An 18,608-nucleotide genomic window follows, 5' to 3' on the forward strand; every position below is an offset into this window, starting at 1 on the left:
CCGGAGGCACGCCCCATATCCTCGCCGCCCCGAGCGGAGAGAGATCATGCGCCCCCCTGCCCCCGCCCCCCTTGTCCTTGCGCTTGCCCTGCTGCCCTTGCCCGCCCTCGCCGAGGAGGTGGGGCGCGTGGGCGTGGACTGGGTGGGCAACGACATCATCATCGAGGCCCTCGCCGACCCGGAGGTGGAGGGCGTGACCTGCCATATCGCCTATTTCGAGCGATCCCTGTTCGACCGGCTCAGCCAGGGCAACTGGTTCGAGGATCCCTCCAATTCCTCCATCGCCTGCCGCCAGACCGGGCCGATCCGCATCGGCGACATCGACCGCGACGCCGATGGCGAGGTGATCTTCTCCGAAAGCCAGTCGATCATCCTCAAGGATCTGGTCGTCACGCGGATCTATGACGAGCAGGCGCAGGTGCTGATCTATCTGGCCCATGCCGCCGAGATCAGCGAGGGCAGCGCCAAGATGTCCATCTCCACGGTGCCGCTATGGCAGCCCGGCGACGGATCATGACAGGCAGAAGCAGCTCACCGGTCCGGCGACACCGCTCCGGCGACGGCACACCGGACACCGCCGGACGCCCCCCTTGACGACCCCCCCCGGCACGGGCGTAAGCCCATGGCGTCCCAGATCGAGAACCCCATGCTGATCGGCATCCTCCAGACCGGACAGGCGCCCGAGGCGCTGCGCCCGGTCCACGGCGACTATCCCGACCTCTTCCAGCGGCTGCTGCACGACCGCGGCCTGGACTTCCGCATCTGGCGCGTGCTCGATGGCGAGTTCCCCGCCGGACCGCATGACGCCGAAGGCTGGATCATCACCGGCTCGCGCTGCGGAGTCTATGAGGGGCATCCCTGGATCCCGCCGCTCGAGACGCTGATCCGGCAGATCCGCGATGCGGGCGTGCCGCTGGTGGGAATCTGCTTCGGCCATCAGATCGTCGCGCAGGCGCTGGGCGGCCGGGTGGAGAAGCATCCCGGCGGCTGGACCGTGGGCGCACCGAATACGACTGGGGGGGAGAGCGGGTCGCGCTCAACGCCTGGCACCAGGACCAGGTGACGGCGCTGCCCGAAGGCGCGCGCGTGCTGGCCTCCAGCCCCGGCTGTCCCTTCGCGGCGCTGGCCTATGGCGACAGCATCCTCACCGTGCAGGCGCATCCCGAATTCTCGCGCGAGTTCCTGGCCGACATGATCGAGAAGCGCGGCCGCGGGCTGGTCCCGGATCCGCTGCTCGATGCGGCGCAGGCGGCGCTGGACCGGCCCATCGATGATGCGCGCCTGGCCGACGACATCGCCCGGTTCTTCCTCGAAAGGCGAGCGGCATGAGCTGGATCGACCAGATTCCCGCCGCAGCGCGGGCCTATCTCGAAACGAACCGCCTCGACGAGGTGGAATGCGTGATCGCCGACTTTCCCGGCATCGCGCGGGGCAAGGCCGTGCCCGCCGCCAAATGGGAACGGCAGCAGTATTTCCACCTGCCCAATTCGATCTTCTTCCAGACGATCACCGGCGACTGGGCCGAAGCCGCGACCGACGGCTTCACCGAACCGGACATGACGCTGCGCCCGGACCTGTCCACCGCGACCGCGGCCCCCTGGACGGTGGACGGCACCCTGCAGGTCATCCACGATGCCTATGACATGGCCGGCAATCCCATCGGGCTTGCGCCGCGCAACGTGCTCAAGCGGGTGGTGGAGCTCTATCGCGCGCAGGGCTGGACGCCGATCGTCGCGCCCGAGATGGAATTCTACCTCGTGGCCAAGAACACCGATCCGGCAACCGAGATCATGCCCATGATGGGCCGCACCGGACGCCCGGCCGCCGCCCGGCAGGCCTATTCGATGACCGCCGTGGACGAATACGGCCCCGTCATCGACGACATCTACGAATATGCCGAGATCCAGGGCATCGAGATCGACGGCATCGCCCAGGAAGGCGGCGCCGGCCAGCTCGAGATCAACCTGCGGCATGGCGACCCCGTGAAGCTGGCCGATGACGTGTTCTTCTTCAAGCGCCTGATCCGCGAAGCGGCGCTCAAGCACGACTGCTTCGCGACCTTCATGGCCAAGCCCATCGAGGGCGAGCCGGGCAGCGCCATGCACATCCACCATTCGGTGCTCGATGCGGCGGGGCGCAACATCTTCTGCGGAGAAGGAGGAACCGAAACGCCCGAATTCTTCCACTTCGTGGGCGGGCTCCAGCGCCACCTGCCGGCAGCCATCGCGGTGATGGCCCCCTATGTCAACAGCTATCGCCGCTATGTGCGCAACCATGCCGCACCCATCAACCTCGAATGGGGACGCGACAACCGCACCACGGGCCTGCGCGTGCCCGTCTCCACGCCCGAGGCCCGGCGGATCGAGAACCGCCTGCCGGGCATGGACTGCAACCCCTATCTGTGCATCGCGGCCTCTCTGGCCTGCGGCTATCTGGGCATGATCAACCGCCTCGAACCCACCCCGATGTTCGAGGGCGATGCCTATCAGTCCGAGGCGGAGATTCCCTATTCCCTCTCCGATGCGCTCGACCTCTTCGAGGAGGCGACAGAGCTGCACGAGATCCTCGGCAAGGACTTCGCCCGCGTCTACTCCATCGTCAAGCGCACCGAGAACGAGGAATTCCTTCAGGTCATCAGCCCCTGGGAGCGGGAGCATCTGCTCCTGAACGTCTGATGCGGCTGTCGGTGACGGTGGACGTGCCGGACCTCGCCGCCGGGATCGCCTTCTGGAGCGGCGCCTTCGGCCTGCGCGAGGTGGCGCGGCCCCATCCGGCCTATGCCGTGCTGGAAGCCGGGGGACAGAGCCTCGGGCTGCTGGAGAAGCCCGAGGGCAGCCGGGCCACGCCCGCCGAAGGCACCGAGCGGCGCTACGCGCGCCACTGGACGCCCGTGCATCTCGACCTGCATGTGGAGGACTGGGAGGGGACGCTCGCAGCCGTGGAGCGGCTGGGCGGCACCGTGGAGCAGCGCCACCCCGCCGCGCCGGGCCGTCCCCCCGTCGCCTTCTGCGCCGACCCCTTCGGCCACGGCTTCTGCGTGCTGGGCCCGCGCGCATGAACCCGCTGCACCGCAACGACCCCGTCCGCGGCGTCTATCCGCCCTCGTGGTACGCGGCGAGCGCCGACATCCCCCCCGCCCCGCGCCCGCCGCTGCGCGGGAGCCTCCGCGCCGATGTGGCCGTCGTGGGCGCGGGCTATTGCGGGCTCTGGGCCGCGCGGACGCTCGCGAAGGCGGGCCTGCGGACGGTCGTGCTCGAGGCGCATCGCGCCGGCTGGGGCGCCTCGGGCCGCAATGGCGGACAGGTCGGCACGGGCTACAACAAGAGCCAGGAATGGATCGAGGCGCGGCTCGGCGAAGGGCCGGCGCGGGCCTTGTGGGACCTCGCCGAAGAGGGCAAACGGCAGTTGCGCGCCTTCTGCGAGGCGGAGGCGCCGGAGGCCCGCTACCGTCCCGGCGTGGCGCATGGCGAATACACCCCGGAGGAGGCCGCCGACACACGGCGCAATGCCGAGTTCCTCGCCCGCCGCTACGGCTATGACGCCATCGAGGTCCTGGACGGCCCGGCCTTCCGTGCGCTGGTGAAATCCCCCCTCTATGTCGCCGGCCAGATCGACCGCGGCGCGGGACATGTCCATCCGCTGCGCTATGCCCTCGCCCTTGCGCGCAGCGCCGAGGCCGCCGGCGCCACGATCCACGAGATGACCGAGGTGACGCGCATCGAGAAGGGCCGGCCGGCCATCCTGCACAGCGCCGAAGGCAGGGTTCAGGCCGATCACGTGATCCTGGCGGGGAACGGCTACCTGCCGGATCTGGAACCGGCCGTCGCCGCCCGCGTCATGCCGATCAACAGCTTCATCGGCGCGACCGAACCGCTGGGCGACCGCTGGACCGAGGTTCTGGCCGAGGACATCGCCGTGGCGGACAGCAAGTTCGTCGTCAACTACTACCGCTTCAGCGAAGACCGCCGCTTCCTCTTCGGCGGGCGCGAGGCCTATACGCTCGGCTTTCCCAAGGATATCGGCGGGCCGCTGGTCCGGCGCATGCGACGGCTCTTTCCCCAGCTCGGCGGGGTGCGGATCGAGACGGTCTGGGGCGGCACGCTGGGCATCACCATGACGCGGCTGCCGCTGATCATGCGGGTTGCCCCGAACATCCTTTCGGGCGGCGGATTCTCCGGCCATGGCGTCGCCCTTTCGGGAATCACCGGCCGCGCCATGGCCGAGGCCGTGATCGGACAGGCAGGGCGCTTCGAGACCTTCTCCCTGTTGCCCACGCCGCGATTCCCCGGCGGGGCCGCCTTTCGCATGCCGCTCCTGACGCTGGCGATGACCTGGTACGGCCTGCGCGACCGGCTGGGCTTCTGACCGCTCTGCCACGCAATCCTGTCGCGCGGTTTCCCAATTCCGAAGGACATCCTTGCACGGATGACGCCGTTGCAAGGGGGGAGGCCCTGTTGCCCGTGCTTCCGGGGGGCTGATAGGACTGGAACAGCCCCAAGGAGGACGCGCCATGAACGACCACACGCCGCAATCCTGGGAGGCGCGCGCCGATGCCGCGACCTTCTACGGTTTCACCGACCTGCCCACGATCAAGGCACGGGGGGCGGTCGTGCTCACCCATGGACGCGGGCCCTATGTCTATGACGTGCACGGGCGCGAATATCTCGACGCCAATTCGGGGCTGTGGAACATGGTCGCGGGGTTCGACCATCGCGGCCTGATCGAGGCCGCCAAGGCCCAGTACGAGCGCTTTCCCGGCTATCACGCCTTCTTCGGGCGCATCTCCGATCAGGCGGTGATGCTGTCGGAGAAGCTGGTGGAAGTGTCCCCCTTCGAGAGCGGCAAGGTGTTCTACACCAATTCCGGCTCCGAGGCGAACGACACCATGGTCAAGATGCTGTGGTTCCTCTGGGCCATGGAAGGGCAGCCCCAGCGGCGCAAGATCCTGACACGCTGGAACGCCTATCACGGGGTCACTGCCGTCTCCGCCTCGATGACCGGCAAACCCTACAACAGCCATTTCGGCCTGCCGCTGCCGGGCTTCATCCATCTCACCTGTCCGCATTACTGGCGCCATGGCGAGGATGGCGAGACGGAGGAGCAGTTCACCCGGCGCATGGCCGACGAGCTCGAGCAGGTCATCGCGCGCGAGGGAGCCGACACCATCGCCGGCTTCTTCGCCGAGCCGGTGATGGGCGCCGGCGGGGTCATCGTGCCCTCGGCAGGCTATTTCCGAGGCCATCCAGCCGATCCTGAAGAAGCACGGCATCCCGCTCATCTCCGACGAGGTGATCTGCGGCTTCGGGCGCACCGGCAACACCTGGGGATGCGAAACCTTCGGCTTCCTGCCCGATGCGATCATCTCCTCCAAGAACCTGACTGCGGGCTTCTTCCCGATGGGGGCGGTGATCCTCGGACCCGAGTTGGCCGAGCGGCTCCAGCGGGCTTCCGAGGCCATCGAGGAGTTCCCCCATGGCTTCACCGCCTCGGGCCACCCCGTGGGCTGTGCGATCGCGCTCAAGGCCATCGATGTGGTGATGAACGAGGGGCTGTCGGACAATGTGAAGCGCCTGACCCCGCGCTTTCAGGCCGGCCTTGCCGAGATCGCCAAGCGTCCGAACATCGGCGAATGGCGCGGCGTGGGCTTCATGGCCGCGCTCGAGGCCGTGGCCGACAAGGCAACGAAACGGCCTTTCGACAGCAAGCTGTCGGTGTCCGAACGCATCGCCAATGCCAGCACGGACGAAGGGCTGATCTGCCGCCCCTTGGGGCAGAGCATCGTCCTGGCCCCGCCCTTCATCCTGACAGAGGCCCAGATGGACGAGATGTTCGCCAAGCTGAACCGCGCACTGGACCGCGTCTTCGCCGAGGTGGCGTGACGCGCGGGGGCCCGGCCCCCGCGCTACTTCTTGTCCTCGTCGTCCCTGGACTTCGGAGCGAAGCCGCCCGTCATCGCCCGGAACCAGGCCTCCTGCTGGGCTCGCAGCGCCTCGAAGCCCGGCAGCTTGGCCATCGGGCTGGCCTTGGTCATCTGCTCCATCATCTTGGCCTGTCCTTCGCGCCACATCTCGAAGCTCGCGGCCAGGAACTGGGGCACCAGATGGGCGGCCTGGCTGGTGTAGCTGCGCACCAGATCGGTCAGCACATCCACGGGCAGCATCGTCTCGCCACGGGATTCGTGCTCGGCGATGATCTGGAGGAGATACTGCCGCGTGAGATCATCGCCGGATTTCAGATCCACGATCTGCACATCGCGCCCCTGCCGGATGAAGGCGGCAATGTCGTCAAGCGTGACATAGTCGCTCGTCTCCGTGTTGTAGAGGCGGCGGCTGGCATAGCGCTTGATGAGGAGGGGCTTGCGGGATTCGGGCATGGGGGCTCCCTCGGGCTGGCGCGGCATCTGCATCTGGGCCGAAGCCTAGGGGGCGCACCGGAAAAAAGAAAGGGCAGACCCCGCAGGGCCCGCCCCAGGTTTCCGCCGGTCCGGGGAGGACAGACCGGGCGGCCTTCAACCCTGGAACACGGATCAGCCGTTCGCCGGCGCTGCCGCCGCGGCGGCGGCCTTCTTGGCGGCGGCCGACATGTCCTGCGTCGCCTTGCGGGCGGCGGCAGTCACATCCTCGGACATGTCCTTGCCGGCCGCCAGAAGCAGCTCCACCGTCTCCGTCTGGACCCGCTTGGCGATGTCGGCAAAGGCCGCCAGATGCTCGGCCGCCGATTCGGCCGAAGAGGCCATGAATTCGGCCACCGACTTGGCGTAATCGGCCGGCTCGGACTTGGCGGTCGTGATCGTCGAAAGCTTGGTCAGCGTGTCATGAACCCAGCGGGCCGACAGATCCGTGGACCGCTGCGCCGCCTCGATGGCGACCGCCGACATCTTCTCGGCCAGCGCCGACTGGGAGCGGAACAGGTTCTCCATCGCCGCCGTGTCCACGGGCAGGTTGCCCATCATGTCCTTGAACATCGCCATGTAGTCCTGGGTCTTGGCCATCGCTGCATCTCCTGCATGAGGTCGGGGCTGCCCCCGCGTCATCCTGTGGCGATCATATGGATGCTGCGGTGCAGCATGACAAGGGGAAAGATGCTGCATCGCAAGAAAAAAATGCGGTGCCGGTCCCTCCCCCCCCTCGCCGGAGGCCCTCAGGCAGGGGGGCGGGCCTCAGGACATAGGTTCCCGGAGCAGGGCCAAGGGGGGGATGGTCGGCATCGCCGGGTTCGCGGGCGCGGACCTTGCGGCCCGACCGGGCGGCCAGCCATTCGCCCCAGACCGGCCACCAGGTTCCCGGGTGCTTCTCCGCCCCTGCCAGCCAGTCATCGGGATCGGAGGGCCAGTCGGGATTGCTCCAGTAGCCGTATTTGCCCTTTGACGGCGGGTTGACGATGCCGGCGATATGCCCCGATCCGCTGAGGATGAAGGTCCGGTCCTTCGACCCCATCTGGCGGATGCCGCGATAGGAGGATTTCCAGGCGGCGATATGGTCGCTTTCGCAGGCGACGGCGCAGAGGGGAAGCCGGATATCCGACAGATGCACCGTCTCGCCGCAGAGGGGAAAGCCGCCGCGGGCGAAGCGGTCCTGCTGGCAGAGCCCGCGCAGATATTCGATGGCCATCGCGGCGGGCAGGTTGGTGCCATCGCCGTTCCAGTAGAGCAGGTCGAAGGCGGGCGGCGTCTGCCCCATCATGTAGGACCGGATCGCCGGCTGATAGATCAGGTCGTTGGAGCGCAGGAAACTGAAGGTGCGCGCCATGTAGAAGGATTCGAGCACCCCCTTGGCCTGGCATTCCCGCTCGATCCCGTCCACGAAATCATCCTCGAGGAACACGCCCATCTCGCCGCGGTCGGAAAAGTCGGTCAGCGTGGTCAGGAAGGTCGCACAGCCCACCGGGGCCTTCCGGCGCCGGGCCAGCAGGGCCAGCGTGAGGGCAAGCGTCGTGCCCGCGATGCAGTAGCCCACCGCGTTCACCGTCTTCGTGCGGCAGATCTTCCGCGCCGTGCGGATCGCGGTCAGATAGCCCTCCTCGACATAATCCGAGAGCGTCACATCGCGCAGCGACGGGTCCGGATTCACCCAGGAGACGACGAAGAGCGTGAAGCCCTGCTCGACGATCCAGCGGATCAGGCTGTTTCCGGGCCTGAGGTCGAGGATGTAGAACTTGTTGATCCAGGGCGGAAAGATCAGCAGGGGAATCTCGTGCACCTGCCTGGTGGCGGGGGCATACTGGATCAGCTCGAAGAGGCGGTTGCGGAACACCACCTGACCGGGCGTCGTGGCCAGGTTCTCTCCCACCCGGAAGGCCGAATCATCGGCCAGGCGCACGATCAGCTCACCGTCATTCGCCTCGAGGTCGCGCACAAGGTTCTCGAGCCCGTCCACGAGGCTCTGCCCATCGGTCTCGATCGCGCGCTGGAGGGCATCGGGATTCGTGGCCAGGAAGTTGGTCGGCGCCAGCATATCCATGATCTGACGCGAGAAATATTCGAGGCGCTGCTTCTCGCGCGCAGAGAGGCCCTCGATGGACTCCACGGCGCGCCGCACCGCCTCGCTGTTGGTCAGATACTGGTTCCTGACGAAGCTGAACCAGGGATGGCTGTCCCAGAGGGGATTGGAGAAGCGCCGGTCGGCCGGCGCGGCGGGGGGGTCGGGCTTCTCTCCGGTCAGGGCCGTGCGCTGGGCCTCGGCGAAATGGCGCAGCGTCTCGCTCCAATAGGCGGCCTGATGCTCGATGAGACGGGCGGGATTGGCCATCGCCTCGGCCATCCATGCGCTGGCCGCCTTGAGATAGAGTTCGGGCGAGGGGCCCTGAAGTTCGGGGGGGACATGCCGGCGCCGGGCCATCACGGCCACGAGCCGCGCGGCCAGCTCCTCGATGCGCCTGAGATTGCGTTCCCAGATCTCGGGGTTGCGGCCCGCCTGCCCCGTTCCGGCCCCGTCCTTTCCGGCCTCCGTTGCCATCCGCGGACTCCCCCCTATCTTGCACGCGCAGCATGATGACCCGTCACCGCGCCCCGCCGGGGCCGCCGGCCCGGGCCGGAGGACGCCCATGAACTATATGTTCACCTACGATCTCATGGAAAGCGCGCGGAATACCAACCAGTGGCTGGGGGCGACCGCGCGCGCCTGGGGGGCCTATCCCTTCATGGCGGCCACGGGGCTGCCGGCCGTGGAATGGATCAAGGCCTGGGGCGAGGTGACCGAGCGCAGCTTTGCCCGCATGGTCGTCAAGCCGGACTGGGGCATTTCCGCCGTCACCGCCGAGGACGGGCGCGGCCATATCGTGCGGATCGAGACCCTGCTGCACAGGCCCTTCTGCGATCTGCTGCATTTCCGTGTCCTGGGGCGCAGCCCGCGCCCGCGGCGGGTTCTGCTCGTGGCGCCGATGTCGGGGCATTATGCGACGCTCTTGCGCAAGACGGTGATCTCGCTCCTGCCCGATTGCGAGGTGTTCGTCACCGACTGGCGCAATGCCCGCGACATTCCCGTCTCCGAAGGCAAGTTCGACATCGAGGACTACACCCTCTATGTGCGGGACTTCATGGCCCATCTCGGCCCCGATCTGCATGTGATGGCGATCTGCCAGCCCGCCCCCCTCGTGCTGGCGGCGACGGCCCTTCTGGCCCAGGACAGCCCCGAGGCGCAGCCTCTCTCTCTCATCCTCGTGGGCGGGCCGATCGACCCGGACGCCAACCCGACCGAGGTCACGGATTTCGGCCGGCGCGTGACGATGGGCCTGCTCGAGCAGACCATGATCCAGCAGGTCGGCTTCAAGTATCGGGGCGTGGGCCGGAAGGTCTATCCCGGCCTGCTGCAGCTCGCCTCCTTCATGTCGATGAATGCCGCGACCCATGCCCGGAGCTTTGCCGACCAGATCATCCGCGTGGTCAAGGGCGAGGCCTCGGATCACGATCGGCACAATGCCTTCTATGACGAATACCTGGCCGTCATGGACATGACGGCCGAGTTCTACCTTTCGACCGTGGAGCGCATCTTCAAGGGGCGCGAGATCGCGCGCAATGCCTTCAGCGTCGCGGGCCGTCCCGTGGATATCGGGACGATCAGCCGGGTGGCCGTGATGGTGGTGGAAGGGGAGAAGGACGACATCTCCGCCCCCGGTCAGTGCCTGGCCGCCCTCGATCTGCTGACCGGACTGCCGGCGGCGAAGAAGGCTGCGCATCTGGAGCCGGGCGCCGGCCATTACGGTATCTTCGCCGGCCGGTCCTGGCGCGACAACATCCGCCCGCTGGTCCCTGTCCTTCATGGATGCGCATGCGGCCCGCCGGCCGCGTCGGCCCCAGCCGGTGTTGCCGCAGGTGGCAACCGGGACGACGAGGGGGGCGGTCCCCGCCGGGCACATCCCGTCTCCCGCAAGGACATGGGCCATGGGGTCGCAACCGGGTTGCGGATGCAGGCGCAGCCGTTCGGTCGGGCCGCCCCAGCGCGCCATCGCTGCCGCCGCCGCTGCGGGCGAGATCACCATATCCTCTTCCGCCCAGGCGAAGAGCGCCGGAAGCTGTAGCCGCGACAGATCCGTCCGCCGGAACGCCCACAGGGCATCGAACATGGGGACAAGGGCGCCCACGGGATAGCGGGAGGTCCAGATGCGAGCCTGATCGGGGGTCATCTCCGCCACCCGTTCGGGCCCGATCAGCCAGGGCAGCCAGAGCCGCTTGAACGGCACCGGCAGGAGCCGCCCGGCACGCGGGTCGCGCAGGCCGAAATTCGGCGAGACCAGCACCGCGCCGGCCGCGCTCTCTCCGCCGGCCAGAGCCAGCGTCAGCAGCAGCGCCCCGGTGGAACAGCCGATGGCCAGCACCCGGTCCCCGGCGGCACGGGCGATGGCGAAGCCTTCGGCCAGATCGCGCCGCCAGTCCGCCAGCCGGGCCCGCGCCATCGCCGCCCCATCCTGTCCGTGCCCGGCCAGGCGCAGGAAGACCGCATTGGCCCCCAGCGCCGCCGCCACCCGCTCGGGACAGGGGGACAGTTCGGCCGGGCTGGCCGAGAAGCCGTGGACATAGAGGACCACGAGCGCCGTCCGCTGCCCCGGCGCCTGTCCCCAGTCGAGCCGCGCCGCGCAGCCCGGACGCAACCCCGGCACCCGCGATTCGCGCGCGGCAAGCCAGCCGGGGATCTCGGGGAGCGGAGGCAGCGTCACGAGACCTCCTCCACCATGCGGGCGATGAGCTTCAGGCAGCGGGGAGAGGAGAAGCGATGATCGGCATCCTTGACGAGGGTGAGGCGGATATCCGGTCCGGTCGCGTGATCGAGAAGCCGCAGCGCGACCGCGGGCTTCACGTCCCGGTCTGCCGTTCCCTGGAGCATGCGCACCGGCATCGGCAGATGCAGCGGCCTGTCCAGAACCAGATGGCGCCGCCCGTCCTCGATCAGCGCACGCGTGAAGGGCAGCGGCGGGCCATAGTCCGATGGCATCAGGATGCGCCCGGCCTGCAGGATCTCGGCGCGCTGGGCCTCGGTGGCCTCGGCCCACAGCGTCTCGGTGAAGTCGGGGGCGGCGGCGATCGTCACGAGGCCCGCCACCCGCTCGGGCCGCTCGCGCGCGAGAAGCAGGGCGATCCAGCCCCCCATCGACGATCCCACGAGCACCACTGGCCCCGGCAGGGTGTCGAGAACGGTCGCCGCATCCTCAGCCCAGGCCCCGATGGTGCCGTCCTCGAAGGCGCCGTCCGAGGCGCCGTGACCGGCATAGTCGAAGCGGACATAGCCCCGTCCGCGCTCGCGCGCCCAGTCCGCCAGCCAGGCGGCCTTGGTGCCGGTCATGTCCGAGGCATACGCCCCCCAGGAACATCACCTGCGGCCCCCTGCCCTCCTGCCGCAGCAGCGCGAGGCGCCGGCCCTGCGGAGTCACGATGTGATCCATGATGCGTCTTCCTCCTGATCCGCGCCGAGCCTGCCCCGGCCCTTGACCCGCGCGCAAGCGGGGGCCATGACGCACCGACCCGCAGCCGGGCGCATCCGTAGGCGCCGAACCGACGAGGAGGTCGTCATGCCCGAAGACCGCGCAGCCGCCGATCTGCGCCAGATCACCCTGACCTTTCCCGATGGCGCGACGCGCAGCTATCCGGCGGGCACGACCGCGGCCGAGGTGGCGCGCTCGATCTCGCCCTCGCTGGCCCGCGCGGCGGTGTCGGCGATCCTCGACGGCGTGCACTGGGATCTGCAATGGCCCATCGAGCGCGATGGCCGGATCGAACTGCGCACGATGAAGGATCCCGAAGGGCTCGAACTGATCCGGCACGACCTGGCCCATGTCATGGCCAAGGCGGTCCAGCGCCTCTGGCCGGGCACGAAGGTGACCATCGGACCGGTGACCGAGACGGGGTGGTTCTACGACTTCGACCGCGCCGAGCCCTTCACCCCGGAGGACCTGGGGCAGATCGAGGCCGAGATGCGCCGCATCATCGCCGCGCAGGAGCCGGTCCGCACCGAGATCTGGGACCGCGCCCGCGCCATCGCCCATTACGAGGCCGCCGGCGAGCCGTTCAAGGTGGAGCTGATCGCCCGCATCCCCGAGGATCAGCCGATCCGCATGTACTGGCATGGCGACTGGATGGATCTCTGCCGCGGCCCGCATCTGGCCCATACCGGCCAGCTTCCCTCGGATGCCTTCAAGCTGACAGGCGTTTCGGGCGCCTACTGGTTCGGCGACGTGACCCGCCCGCAGCTCCAGCGCATCACCGGCGTGGCCTTCCGCAGCCGCGACGAGCTCAAGGCCCATCTGACGATGCTCGAGGAGGCGGCCCGGCGCGATCATCGCCGCCTCGGGCGCGAGATGGAGCTGTTCCACCTCCAGGAGGAGGCGCCGGGCATGGTGTTCTGGCATCCCAATGGCTGGACGCTGTGGCGCACGCTCCAGGACTACATGAGCCGCCGCCTGCGCGCCGCCGGCTATCGCGAGATCCGCACCCCGCAGGTCGTGGACCGCGTGCTGTGGGAGCGGTCCGGCCACTGGGAGGCCTATCGCGAGAACATGTTCATCGTCGAGGTGGACGAGGAGGGCGCGCGGGAGAAGCGCATCAACGCCCTCAAGCCGATGAACTGTCCCTGCCATGTGCAGGTCTACAACCAGGGCCTCAAGAGCTATCGCGACCTGCCGCTGCGCCTGGCGGAATTCGGCGCCTGCCACCGCTACGAATCCTCGGGCTCCATGCACGGACTGATGCGGGTCCGCGGCTTCACCCAGGACGATGCCCACATCTTCTGCACCGAGGACCAGATCGAGGACGAATGCCGCAGCTTCATCGCGCTGCTGTCCTCGGTCTATCGCGATCTCGGCTTCGAGAGGTTCGACATCCGCCTGTCCACGCGCCCCGATGTCCGCGTGGGCAGCGATGCCGTCTGGGATAAGGCCGAAGCCGCCCTGCAGACCGCCATCGAGGGGCTGGGCCTGCCCTACGAGATCGCCCCCGGCGATGGCGCCTTCTACGGGCCGAAACTCGACTTCAGGCTGACCGATGCCATCGGCCGCGAATGGCAATGCGGCACCTTCCAGGTGGATTTCAACCTGCCTGGCCGCCTGGGGGCCGAATATGTGGGCGAGGACGGGGCCCGGCACGTCCCCGTCATGCTGCACCGCGCGATCCTCGGCAGCTTCGAGCGCTTCATCGGCGTGCTGATCGAACATTACGGGGGGCGCTTCCCGCTCTGGCTTGCGCCGCGGCAGGTGGTCGTGGCCTCGATCGTCTCGGGCGCCGATCCCTACGTGGCCGAGGTGGTCGAGGCCCTGACCGCCGCGGGCCTGCGGGCCGAGGCCGACACGCGCAACGAGAAGATCAACTACAAGGTCCGCGAGCACAGCCTTGCCAAGGTGCCTGTCATCCTCGCGCTGGGGATGAAGGAGGTCGAGGGGCGGTCCGTCTCGATGCGCCGGCTGGGGGCCGAACATCAGCAGGTCATGCCGCTCGAAGAGGCCGTGGCCAGCCTCGCGGCCGAGGCCCGGCCCCCCGACCTGCGCCGCTGAGCGGTCTTCGCCCTGCCTCCCTCGCGGCCCCGGCGGACAGCCCCTCCGCCGGGGCTGTCCATGACTGGCCGAGGGATCGGAACGCCCCTGCCGGCGTTGTCCCGCGGGGGCGCCGGCCTAACTCGCAGGGCAGGCGGCCGGACCGCCTCATGCGAGCATGGAGACGACCGATGCCCAGGGGCACCGTCAAATGGTTCAACACGACAAAGGGCTATGGCTTCATCGCCCCCGACGAGGGAGGCAAGGACGTCTTCGTCCATATCAGCGCCGTGGAGCAGGCGGGCATGACCGGCCTTGCCGACAACCAGAGGGTGGAATTCGATCTTGTGGAAGGGCGGGATGGCCGGAAGATGGCCGGCAATCTGCGCCGCACGACCTGACCGCCTGACCGCGCCCCCCGGAGCGCTGGCCTGCCCCGCCCGCAGATGCTAGGGGCAGGGTCATGCTTTCCTACCAGCACGGCTATCACGCCGGCAATCTGGCCGATGTCCACAAGCACGCGATGCTGGCCTGGCTGATCGACCGCCTGGCCGCCAAGGACAAGCCGTTCCACATGATGGAGACGCATGCCGGCCGCGGTCTCTACGACCTCGATTCGCCCGAGGCCCGCCGCACCGGCGAGGCCGAGGCCGGCATCGCGCGGGTCGCCGACTGGTTTCCCCCCGACGATCCCTATGCCCGCGCCCTGCGGGCCACGCGCGCCCGCTTCGGGCCGCAGGCCTATCCCGGTTCTCCGCTGATCGCCGCGCTTCTGGCCCGGCGCGAAGACCGCCTGTCCCTTGCCGAGCTCCACCCGCAGGAGCATGCCGCCCTGACCGCCGCCCTGTCCCCCTTCGGCGCCCGCATCGAGAGGCGGGACGGCCCGGCCGCCGCACTCGCCTGGACCCCGCCCGAGCCGCGGCGCGGCCTCCTTCTGGTCGATCCGTCCTGGGAGGTGAAGGCGGACTACGAGGCGATCCCCGCTCTTCTCGAGAAGGTCCACCGCAAATGGAATGTGGGCCTGCTGATGCTGTGGTATCCGCTGCTGCCCGATGCACGTCATGCGCCGATGCTGGCGCGGCTGGTCGCGGCCTTTCCCGGCGCGCTGCGGCATGAGGTCGCCTTTCCCCCCGCACGCGCCGGGCACGGAATGTGCGGATCGGGCCTGTTCCTCGTCAACCCGCCCTGGCAGACGGAGGCCCGGGCCGCCTGGCTCTCGGCCCGTTTCGCCACCCTCCGCGATCAGCCCGCCCGGTCCGCGTCCCGCCGCCCGGTCAGCCGCCCGCGATAGCCTTTGCGGACAGCCCCAGCCCGTGCAGCACGACCGCCCGGATCGCGACGCCCCCAGTCCCACGGCCAGGACCCGGGCCCCCGCCTCCAGCACCCCGAGCATCGGCCTGGCCGAATGCGGGGGCCGGCGCAGCCCACGGCGGTCATCGATACAGCTCTGCTCGGCAGCCGAAAGCCGATGCCGGTACACGGGATGCCGGACACGGGATGCCGGACACGGGATGCCGGACAGGGGGATCGACCGCATCGTGACAGGGAGCGCCGATCAGGATCTGCCGATCCCTTCCACCCCCCCTGTTCCGCTGCCGGCCCCGGCTCACCGGCCTGCATGCCGTCCTTGCAGGCTTCCCTGCCGGCTCTCGCGCGTTATACCTGCCCCATGTTCGAATCCCTTCTGCGCCGCCTGCTCGCCCCCGGCCCGGCCCCGCTGCCCGACCCCGATGCGCGCCTGTCGCTGGCGGCGCTTCTGGTCCGTCTGGCGCGGTCCGATGGCGACTATGGCCCTGCCGAGCTGGCACGCATCGATGCCGTGCTGTGCAGCCGCTACGGCCTGTCCCCCTTCGAGGCCGCCCGGCTGCGCGCCGAGGCCGAGCGGCTCGAGGCCGAGGCCCCCGACACCGTGCGCTTCACCCGCGCCATCAAGGATCATGTGCCGCATGAGGACCGGCTGGGCATCATCGAGGCCCTGTGGGAGGTGGCGCTGGCCGACGGCCGCCGCGACGCCGAGGAGAACGGTCTGATGCGCCTGGTGGCGCCGCTTCTGGGGATCGACGATGTCGCCTCGGCCCTTGCCCGCCAGCGGGTGGAGGCACGCCTGCCGTGATCGCCGCGCTGCCCATGTATGACCGGCCCGAGAACCGGGCAGCGCATGATGCGCTCTGGGCGCTCATCCGCGATGGCCTGCGGGCCCGCGGCATCTGCGCTCCCGAAGCGCTCGACCGTTCGCTGCCGCATGATGCGGGCTGGGGCCGGCCGGATCTGGTTCTGGGTCAGATCTGCAACCTGCCCTGGCGCGCGCAGTTCCGTGGCCGCGTGACGCGGATCGCCGTTGCCGATTACGGCCTGCCAGACACGCCGCCGGGCCATTATCATTCGGTCATGGTGACCCGCGCGGGCGAAGCCCTGCCCCCCCGTCCGCGCCTGGCGATCAACGACCCGATGTCCTGTTCGGGCTGGGATGCGCCGCAGGAATGGCTGCTGCGAGAGGGGGTGCAAATCGGCGCCGTCCTCGTCACCGGCAGCCATGCCGCAAGCGTGCGCGCCCTGGCCGAGGGGCGCGCCGATCTCGCCGGGATCGACGCCGTGACCTGGGGGATGCTCCGGCGCTGGGAACCGGCAGCCGCATCGCTGACGGTGATCGGCCGCACGACGGCGACGCCGGGGATGACCTTCATCGCCGCCGGGCAGGTGGACCCCCTGCCCCGCCGGGCCGCGATCGCAGAGGCCCTGGACGCCCTGCCGGCGGATCATCGCGCGACGCTGGGCCTGCAGGCCGTCGTCGATCTGCCCGAATCGGCCTATGACCGGCCTCTGCCGCCCCCGCCCGAGGCGGTCGCCGCAACGGTCGTCGCGCGCGGGCCGGTCTCCGCCCCTGTCCTCCGGCAACGCAAGGGAGCTCCGTGAGTCAGTCCCCCGTCATCGAGATCCGCAACCTGCACAAGTCCTACGGCCCGCTCGAGGTGCTCCGCGGCGTGGATATCACGGCCCCGCAGGGGCATGTGGTGGCCATGATCGGCTCGTCGGGTTCGGGCAAGTCCACGCTGCTGCGCTGCTGCAACCTGCTCGAGGACAGCCAGCAGGGCGATGTGATCTTCTGCGGAGAGCCCGTACGCTGGCGCGGGACAGGCATGGGCCGCCACCCCGCCGACCGGGCGCAGGTGACGCGCATCCGCACCAATCTCGCCATGGTGTTCCAGAGCTTCAATCTCTGGTCGCACATGACGGTGCTCCAGAATGTCATGGAAGCGCCGGTGACGGTGCTGAAGCGCGATCCGCAAGAGGTCGAGGCCGCCGCCCGCGCCTATCTTGCCAAGGTGGGGATCGCCGACAAGGCCGATGCCTGGCCGGCCCAGCTCTCGGGCGGCCAGCAGCAGCGCGCTGCCATCGCCCGCGCGCTCTGCATGGAACCGAAGGCGCTGCTCTTCGACGAGCCGACCTCCGCGCTCGACCCCGAGCTCGAGCAGGAGGTGGTGCGCGTCATCAAGGCTCTGGCCGAAGAGGGGCGCACCATGATCATCGTCACCCACGACATGAAGCTGGCCGCCGATGTGGCGCATCATGTCGTCTTCCTTCATCAGGGCCGGATCGAGGAGGAGGGCCCGCCGGAGCGCCTCTTCGGCGATCCGCAGTCCGAGCGGCTCCGGGGCTTCCTGTCGCACGCACAGGGCTAGATCCGGTCGGACCGCCCGGACCCCGAGAGACCGCCCGCATCCGCCCCCGCCCCCTGCGACACCATGCGGCCTGCGATCCCCCGCTGCCCTCCGCCTCGGGACCGGCGGACCGCACGCCGCGTCACGAACAGGCGGAATGCGCGAGAAGGCTTGAGTTGTGAACGCGAAATTCGTTTGATGCCAGGAACGTCAGGAACAGGGAGCAGCGACTATGAGACTCTGGCTGACCACTGCTTTCGCCCTGGTGGCGACAGGGGCGCTGGCGCAGGATGTGGTGCGCATCGCCACCGAAGGGGCCTACCCGCCCTTCAACTTCCTTGACGATTCGGGGAAGCTCGCCGGCTTCGAGATCGAACTGGGCAACGAACTCTGCGCCCGTGCCGGTCTGACCTGCGAATGGGTCCAGAACGACTGGGATTCGATCATTCCCAATCTCGTTTCGGGCAATTACGACGTCATCATCGCGGGCATGTCGATCACCGAGGAACGCGATGAGGTCATCGACTTCACGCCTCCCTATTTCCCGCCCACCGAATCGGCCTATGTGGCGGCTTCGGCCGATGTGGACCTGACCTCGGGGGTGATCGCCGCCCAGACGGCGACGATCCAGGCCGCCCATGTCGCCGAATCCGGGGCGACGCTGCTCGAATTCGCCACGCCGGAGGAGACGGTCGCCGCCGTCCGCAATGGCGAGGCCGATGCCGTGCTGGCCGACTATGACTTCCTTGCGCCCATCGTCGCCGCCTCGAATGGCGAGCTGATGTTCGTGGGGGAACGGGTGCCCCTCGGCAACGGCGTCGGCGCCGGGCTGCGCGAATCGGATACCGCGCTGCGCGATGCGCTTTCTGCCGCGATCCAGTCGATGAAGGATGACGGCTCGCTGAATGCCCTGCTGGCCAAGTGGTTCCCCGGCGAAGAGATTCCGCAGTTCTGACCCGTGGCGAAGGCGGGGGCCGCCCCCGCCTTCGGCCGCCG

Annotated in this window: 14 protein-coding genes and 5 pseudogenes; 14 read left to right on the forward strand and 5 right to left on the reverse strand. The window is 69.0% G+C overall.

Annotated elements, in window-relative coordinates; translation table 11 throughout:
- The first annotated feature begins 46 nt into the window (after window positions 1-46).
- The 6 genes and pseudogenes from RUTHE_RS06600 to RUTHE_RS06625 all read left to right on the forward strand — a co-directional run bounded on the left by RUTHE_RS06600 (window position 47) and on the right by RUTHE_RS06625 (window position 5,879).
- Window positions 47-517, forward strand: coding sequence for a CreA family protein (locus RUTHE_RS06600; RefSeq protein WP_021097556.1), 471 nt, complete (start codon window positions 47-49; stop codon window positions 515-517).
- 129 nt (window positions 518-646) lie between these two features.
- A pseudogene (locus tag RUTHE_RS06605) lies at window positions 647-1,329 on the forward strand (type 1 glutamine amidotransferase).
- Window positions 1,326-2,675, forward strand: a complete 1,350-nt coding sequence (locus RUTHE_RS06610) for a glutamine synthetase family protein (protein WP_021097559.1) — start codon at window positions 1,326-1,328, stop codon at window positions 2,673-2,675. The pseudogene RUTHE_RS06605 and the gene RUTHE_RS06610 overlap by 4 nt, the downstream one beginning before the upstream one ends.
- Window positions 2,675-3,058 (forward strand): VOC family protein, encoded by a 384-nt coding sequence (locus RUTHE_RS06615; RefSeq protein WP_021097560.1) that lies wholly within the window; start codon window positions 2,675-2,677, stop codon window positions 3,056-3,058. The genes RUTHE_RS06610 and RUTHE_RS06615 overlap by 1 nt, the downstream gene beginning before the upstream one ends.
- Complete coding sequence (locus tag RUTHE_RS06620; RefSeq protein ID WP_021097561.1) at window positions 3,055-4,365, forward strand: NAD(P)/FAD-dependent oxidoreductase; 1,311 nt, start codon at window positions 3,055-3,057, stop codon at window positions 4,363-4,365. The genes RUTHE_RS06615 and RUTHE_RS06620 overlap by 4 nt, the downstream gene beginning before the upstream one ends.
- A gap of 145 nt (window positions 4,366-4,510) precedes the next feature.
- Window positions 4,511-5,879: pseudogene (locus tag RUTHE_RS06625) on the forward strand (aminotransferase).
- A 23-nt stretch (window positions 5,880-5,902) separates the two neighbouring features.
- Here the strand turns inward: RUTHE_RS06625 and phaR are convergent.
- From phaR to RUTHE_RS06640, 3 genes are all read right to left on the reverse strand, one after another.
- Entirely contained in the window at window positions 5,903-6,373 is a 471-nt protein-coding gene (gene phaR, locus RUTHE_RS06630) for a polyhydroxyalkanoate synthesis repressor PhaR (RefSeq protein ID WP_021097564.1), read from the reverse strand.
- Window positions 6,374-6,526: 153 nt separating this feature from the next.
- A complete protein-coding gene (locus tag RUTHE_RS06635) occupies window positions 6,527-6,991 on the reverse strand; it encodes a hypothetical protein (protein WP_021097565.1) in 465 nt (154 codons plus the stop codon).
- Window positions 6,992-7,043: 52 nt separating this feature from the next.
- Window positions 7,044-8,954, reverse strand: a complete 1,911-nt coding sequence (locus RUTHE_RS06640; protein WP_021097566.1) for a PHA/PHB synthase family protein — start codon at window positions 8,952-8,954, stop codon at window positions 7,044-7,046.
- Between the two features lie 88 nt (window positions 8,955-9,042).
- Here RUTHE_RS06640 and phaZ point away from each other — a divergent pair.
- Window positions 9,043-10,297 (forward strand): annotated as a pseudogene (gene phaZ, locus RUTHE_RS06645) (polyhydroxyalkanoate depolymerase); the annotation flags it as partial.
- Window positions 10,298-10,461: 164 nt separating this feature from the next.
- Here phaZ and RUTHE_RS18585 read toward each other — a convergent pair.
- Together RUTHE_RS18585 and RUTHE_RS06650 are read right to left on the reverse strand one after the other, a co-directional pair.
- Window positions 10,462-11,151: pseudogene (locus RUTHE_RS18585) on the reverse strand (alpha/beta hydrolase); the annotation flags it as partial.
- Window positions 11,148-11,874 (reverse strand): annotated as a pseudogene (locus tag RUTHE_RS06650) (alpha/beta fold hydrolase). The pseudogenes RUTHE_RS18585 and RUTHE_RS06650, both read right to left, overlap by 4 nt.
- A gap of 153 nt (window positions 11,875-12,027) precedes the next feature.
- On the opposite strand from RUTHE_RS06650, the gene thrS reads away from it, so the two are divergent.
- From thrS to RUTHE_RS06685, 7 genes are all read left to right on the forward strand, one after another.
- Window positions 12,028-13,974: a threonine--tRNA ligase gene (gene thrS / locus RUTHE_RS06655; RefSeq protein ID WP_040645408.1), complete on the forward strand. Its 1,947-nt coding sequence runs from the start codon at window positions 12,028-12,030 to the stop codon at window positions 13,972-13,974.
- Window positions 13,975-14,144: 170 nt separating this feature from the next.
- Entirely contained in the window at window positions 14,145-14,354 is a 210-nt protein-coding gene (locus RUTHE_RS06660; RefSeq protein ID WP_021097570.1) for a cold-shock protein, read from the forward strand.
- A 62-nt stretch (window positions 14,355-14,416) separates the two neighbouring features.
- Window positions 14,417-15,244, forward strand: a complete 828-nt coding sequence (rlmJ, locus tag RUTHE_RS06665) for a 23S rRNA (adenine(2030)-N(6))-methyltransferase RlmJ (RefSeq protein WP_021097571.1) — start codon at window positions 14,417-14,419, stop codon at window positions 15,242-15,244.
- 378 nt (window positions 15,245-15,622) lie between these two features.
- Window positions 15,623-16,066, forward strand: a complete 444-nt coding sequence (locus tag RUTHE_RS06670) for a tellurite resistance TerB family protein (protein ID WP_021097572.1) — start codon at window positions 15,623-15,625, stop codon at window positions 16,064-16,066.
- Window positions 16,063-16,866: a phosphate/phosphite/phosphonate ABC transporter substrate-binding protein gene (locus tag RUTHE_RS06675; RefSeq protein WP_021097573.1), complete on the forward strand. Its 804-nt coding sequence runs from the start codon at window positions 16,063-16,065 to the stop codon at window positions 16,864-16,866. The genes RUTHE_RS06670 and RUTHE_RS06675 overlap by 4 nt, the downstream gene beginning before the upstream one ends.
- Complete coding sequence (locus tag RUTHE_RS06680; RefSeq protein ID WP_021097574.1) at window positions 16,863-17,633, forward strand: ABC transporter ATP-binding protein; 771 nt, start codon at window positions 16,863-16,865, stop codon at window positions 17,631-17,633. The genes RUTHE_RS06675 and RUTHE_RS06680 overlap by 4 nt, the downstream gene beginning before the upstream one ends.
- Before the next feature lie 211 nt (window positions 17,634-17,844).
- Window positions 17,845-18,567 (forward strand): transporter substrate-binding domain-containing protein, encoded by a 723-nt coding sequence (locus RUTHE_RS06685; protein WP_021097575.1) that lies wholly within the window; start codon window positions 17,845-17,847, stop codon window positions 18,565-18,567.
- Window positions 18,568-18,608 lie beyond the last annotated feature (41 nt).

The sequence above is a fragment of the Rubellimicrobium thermophilum DSM 16684 genome, from assembly GCF_000442315.1.
Classification (GTDB): domain Bacteria; phylum Pseudomonadota; class Alphaproteobacteria; order Rhodobacterales; family Rhodobacteraceae; genus Rubellimicrobium; species Rubellimicrobium thermophilum.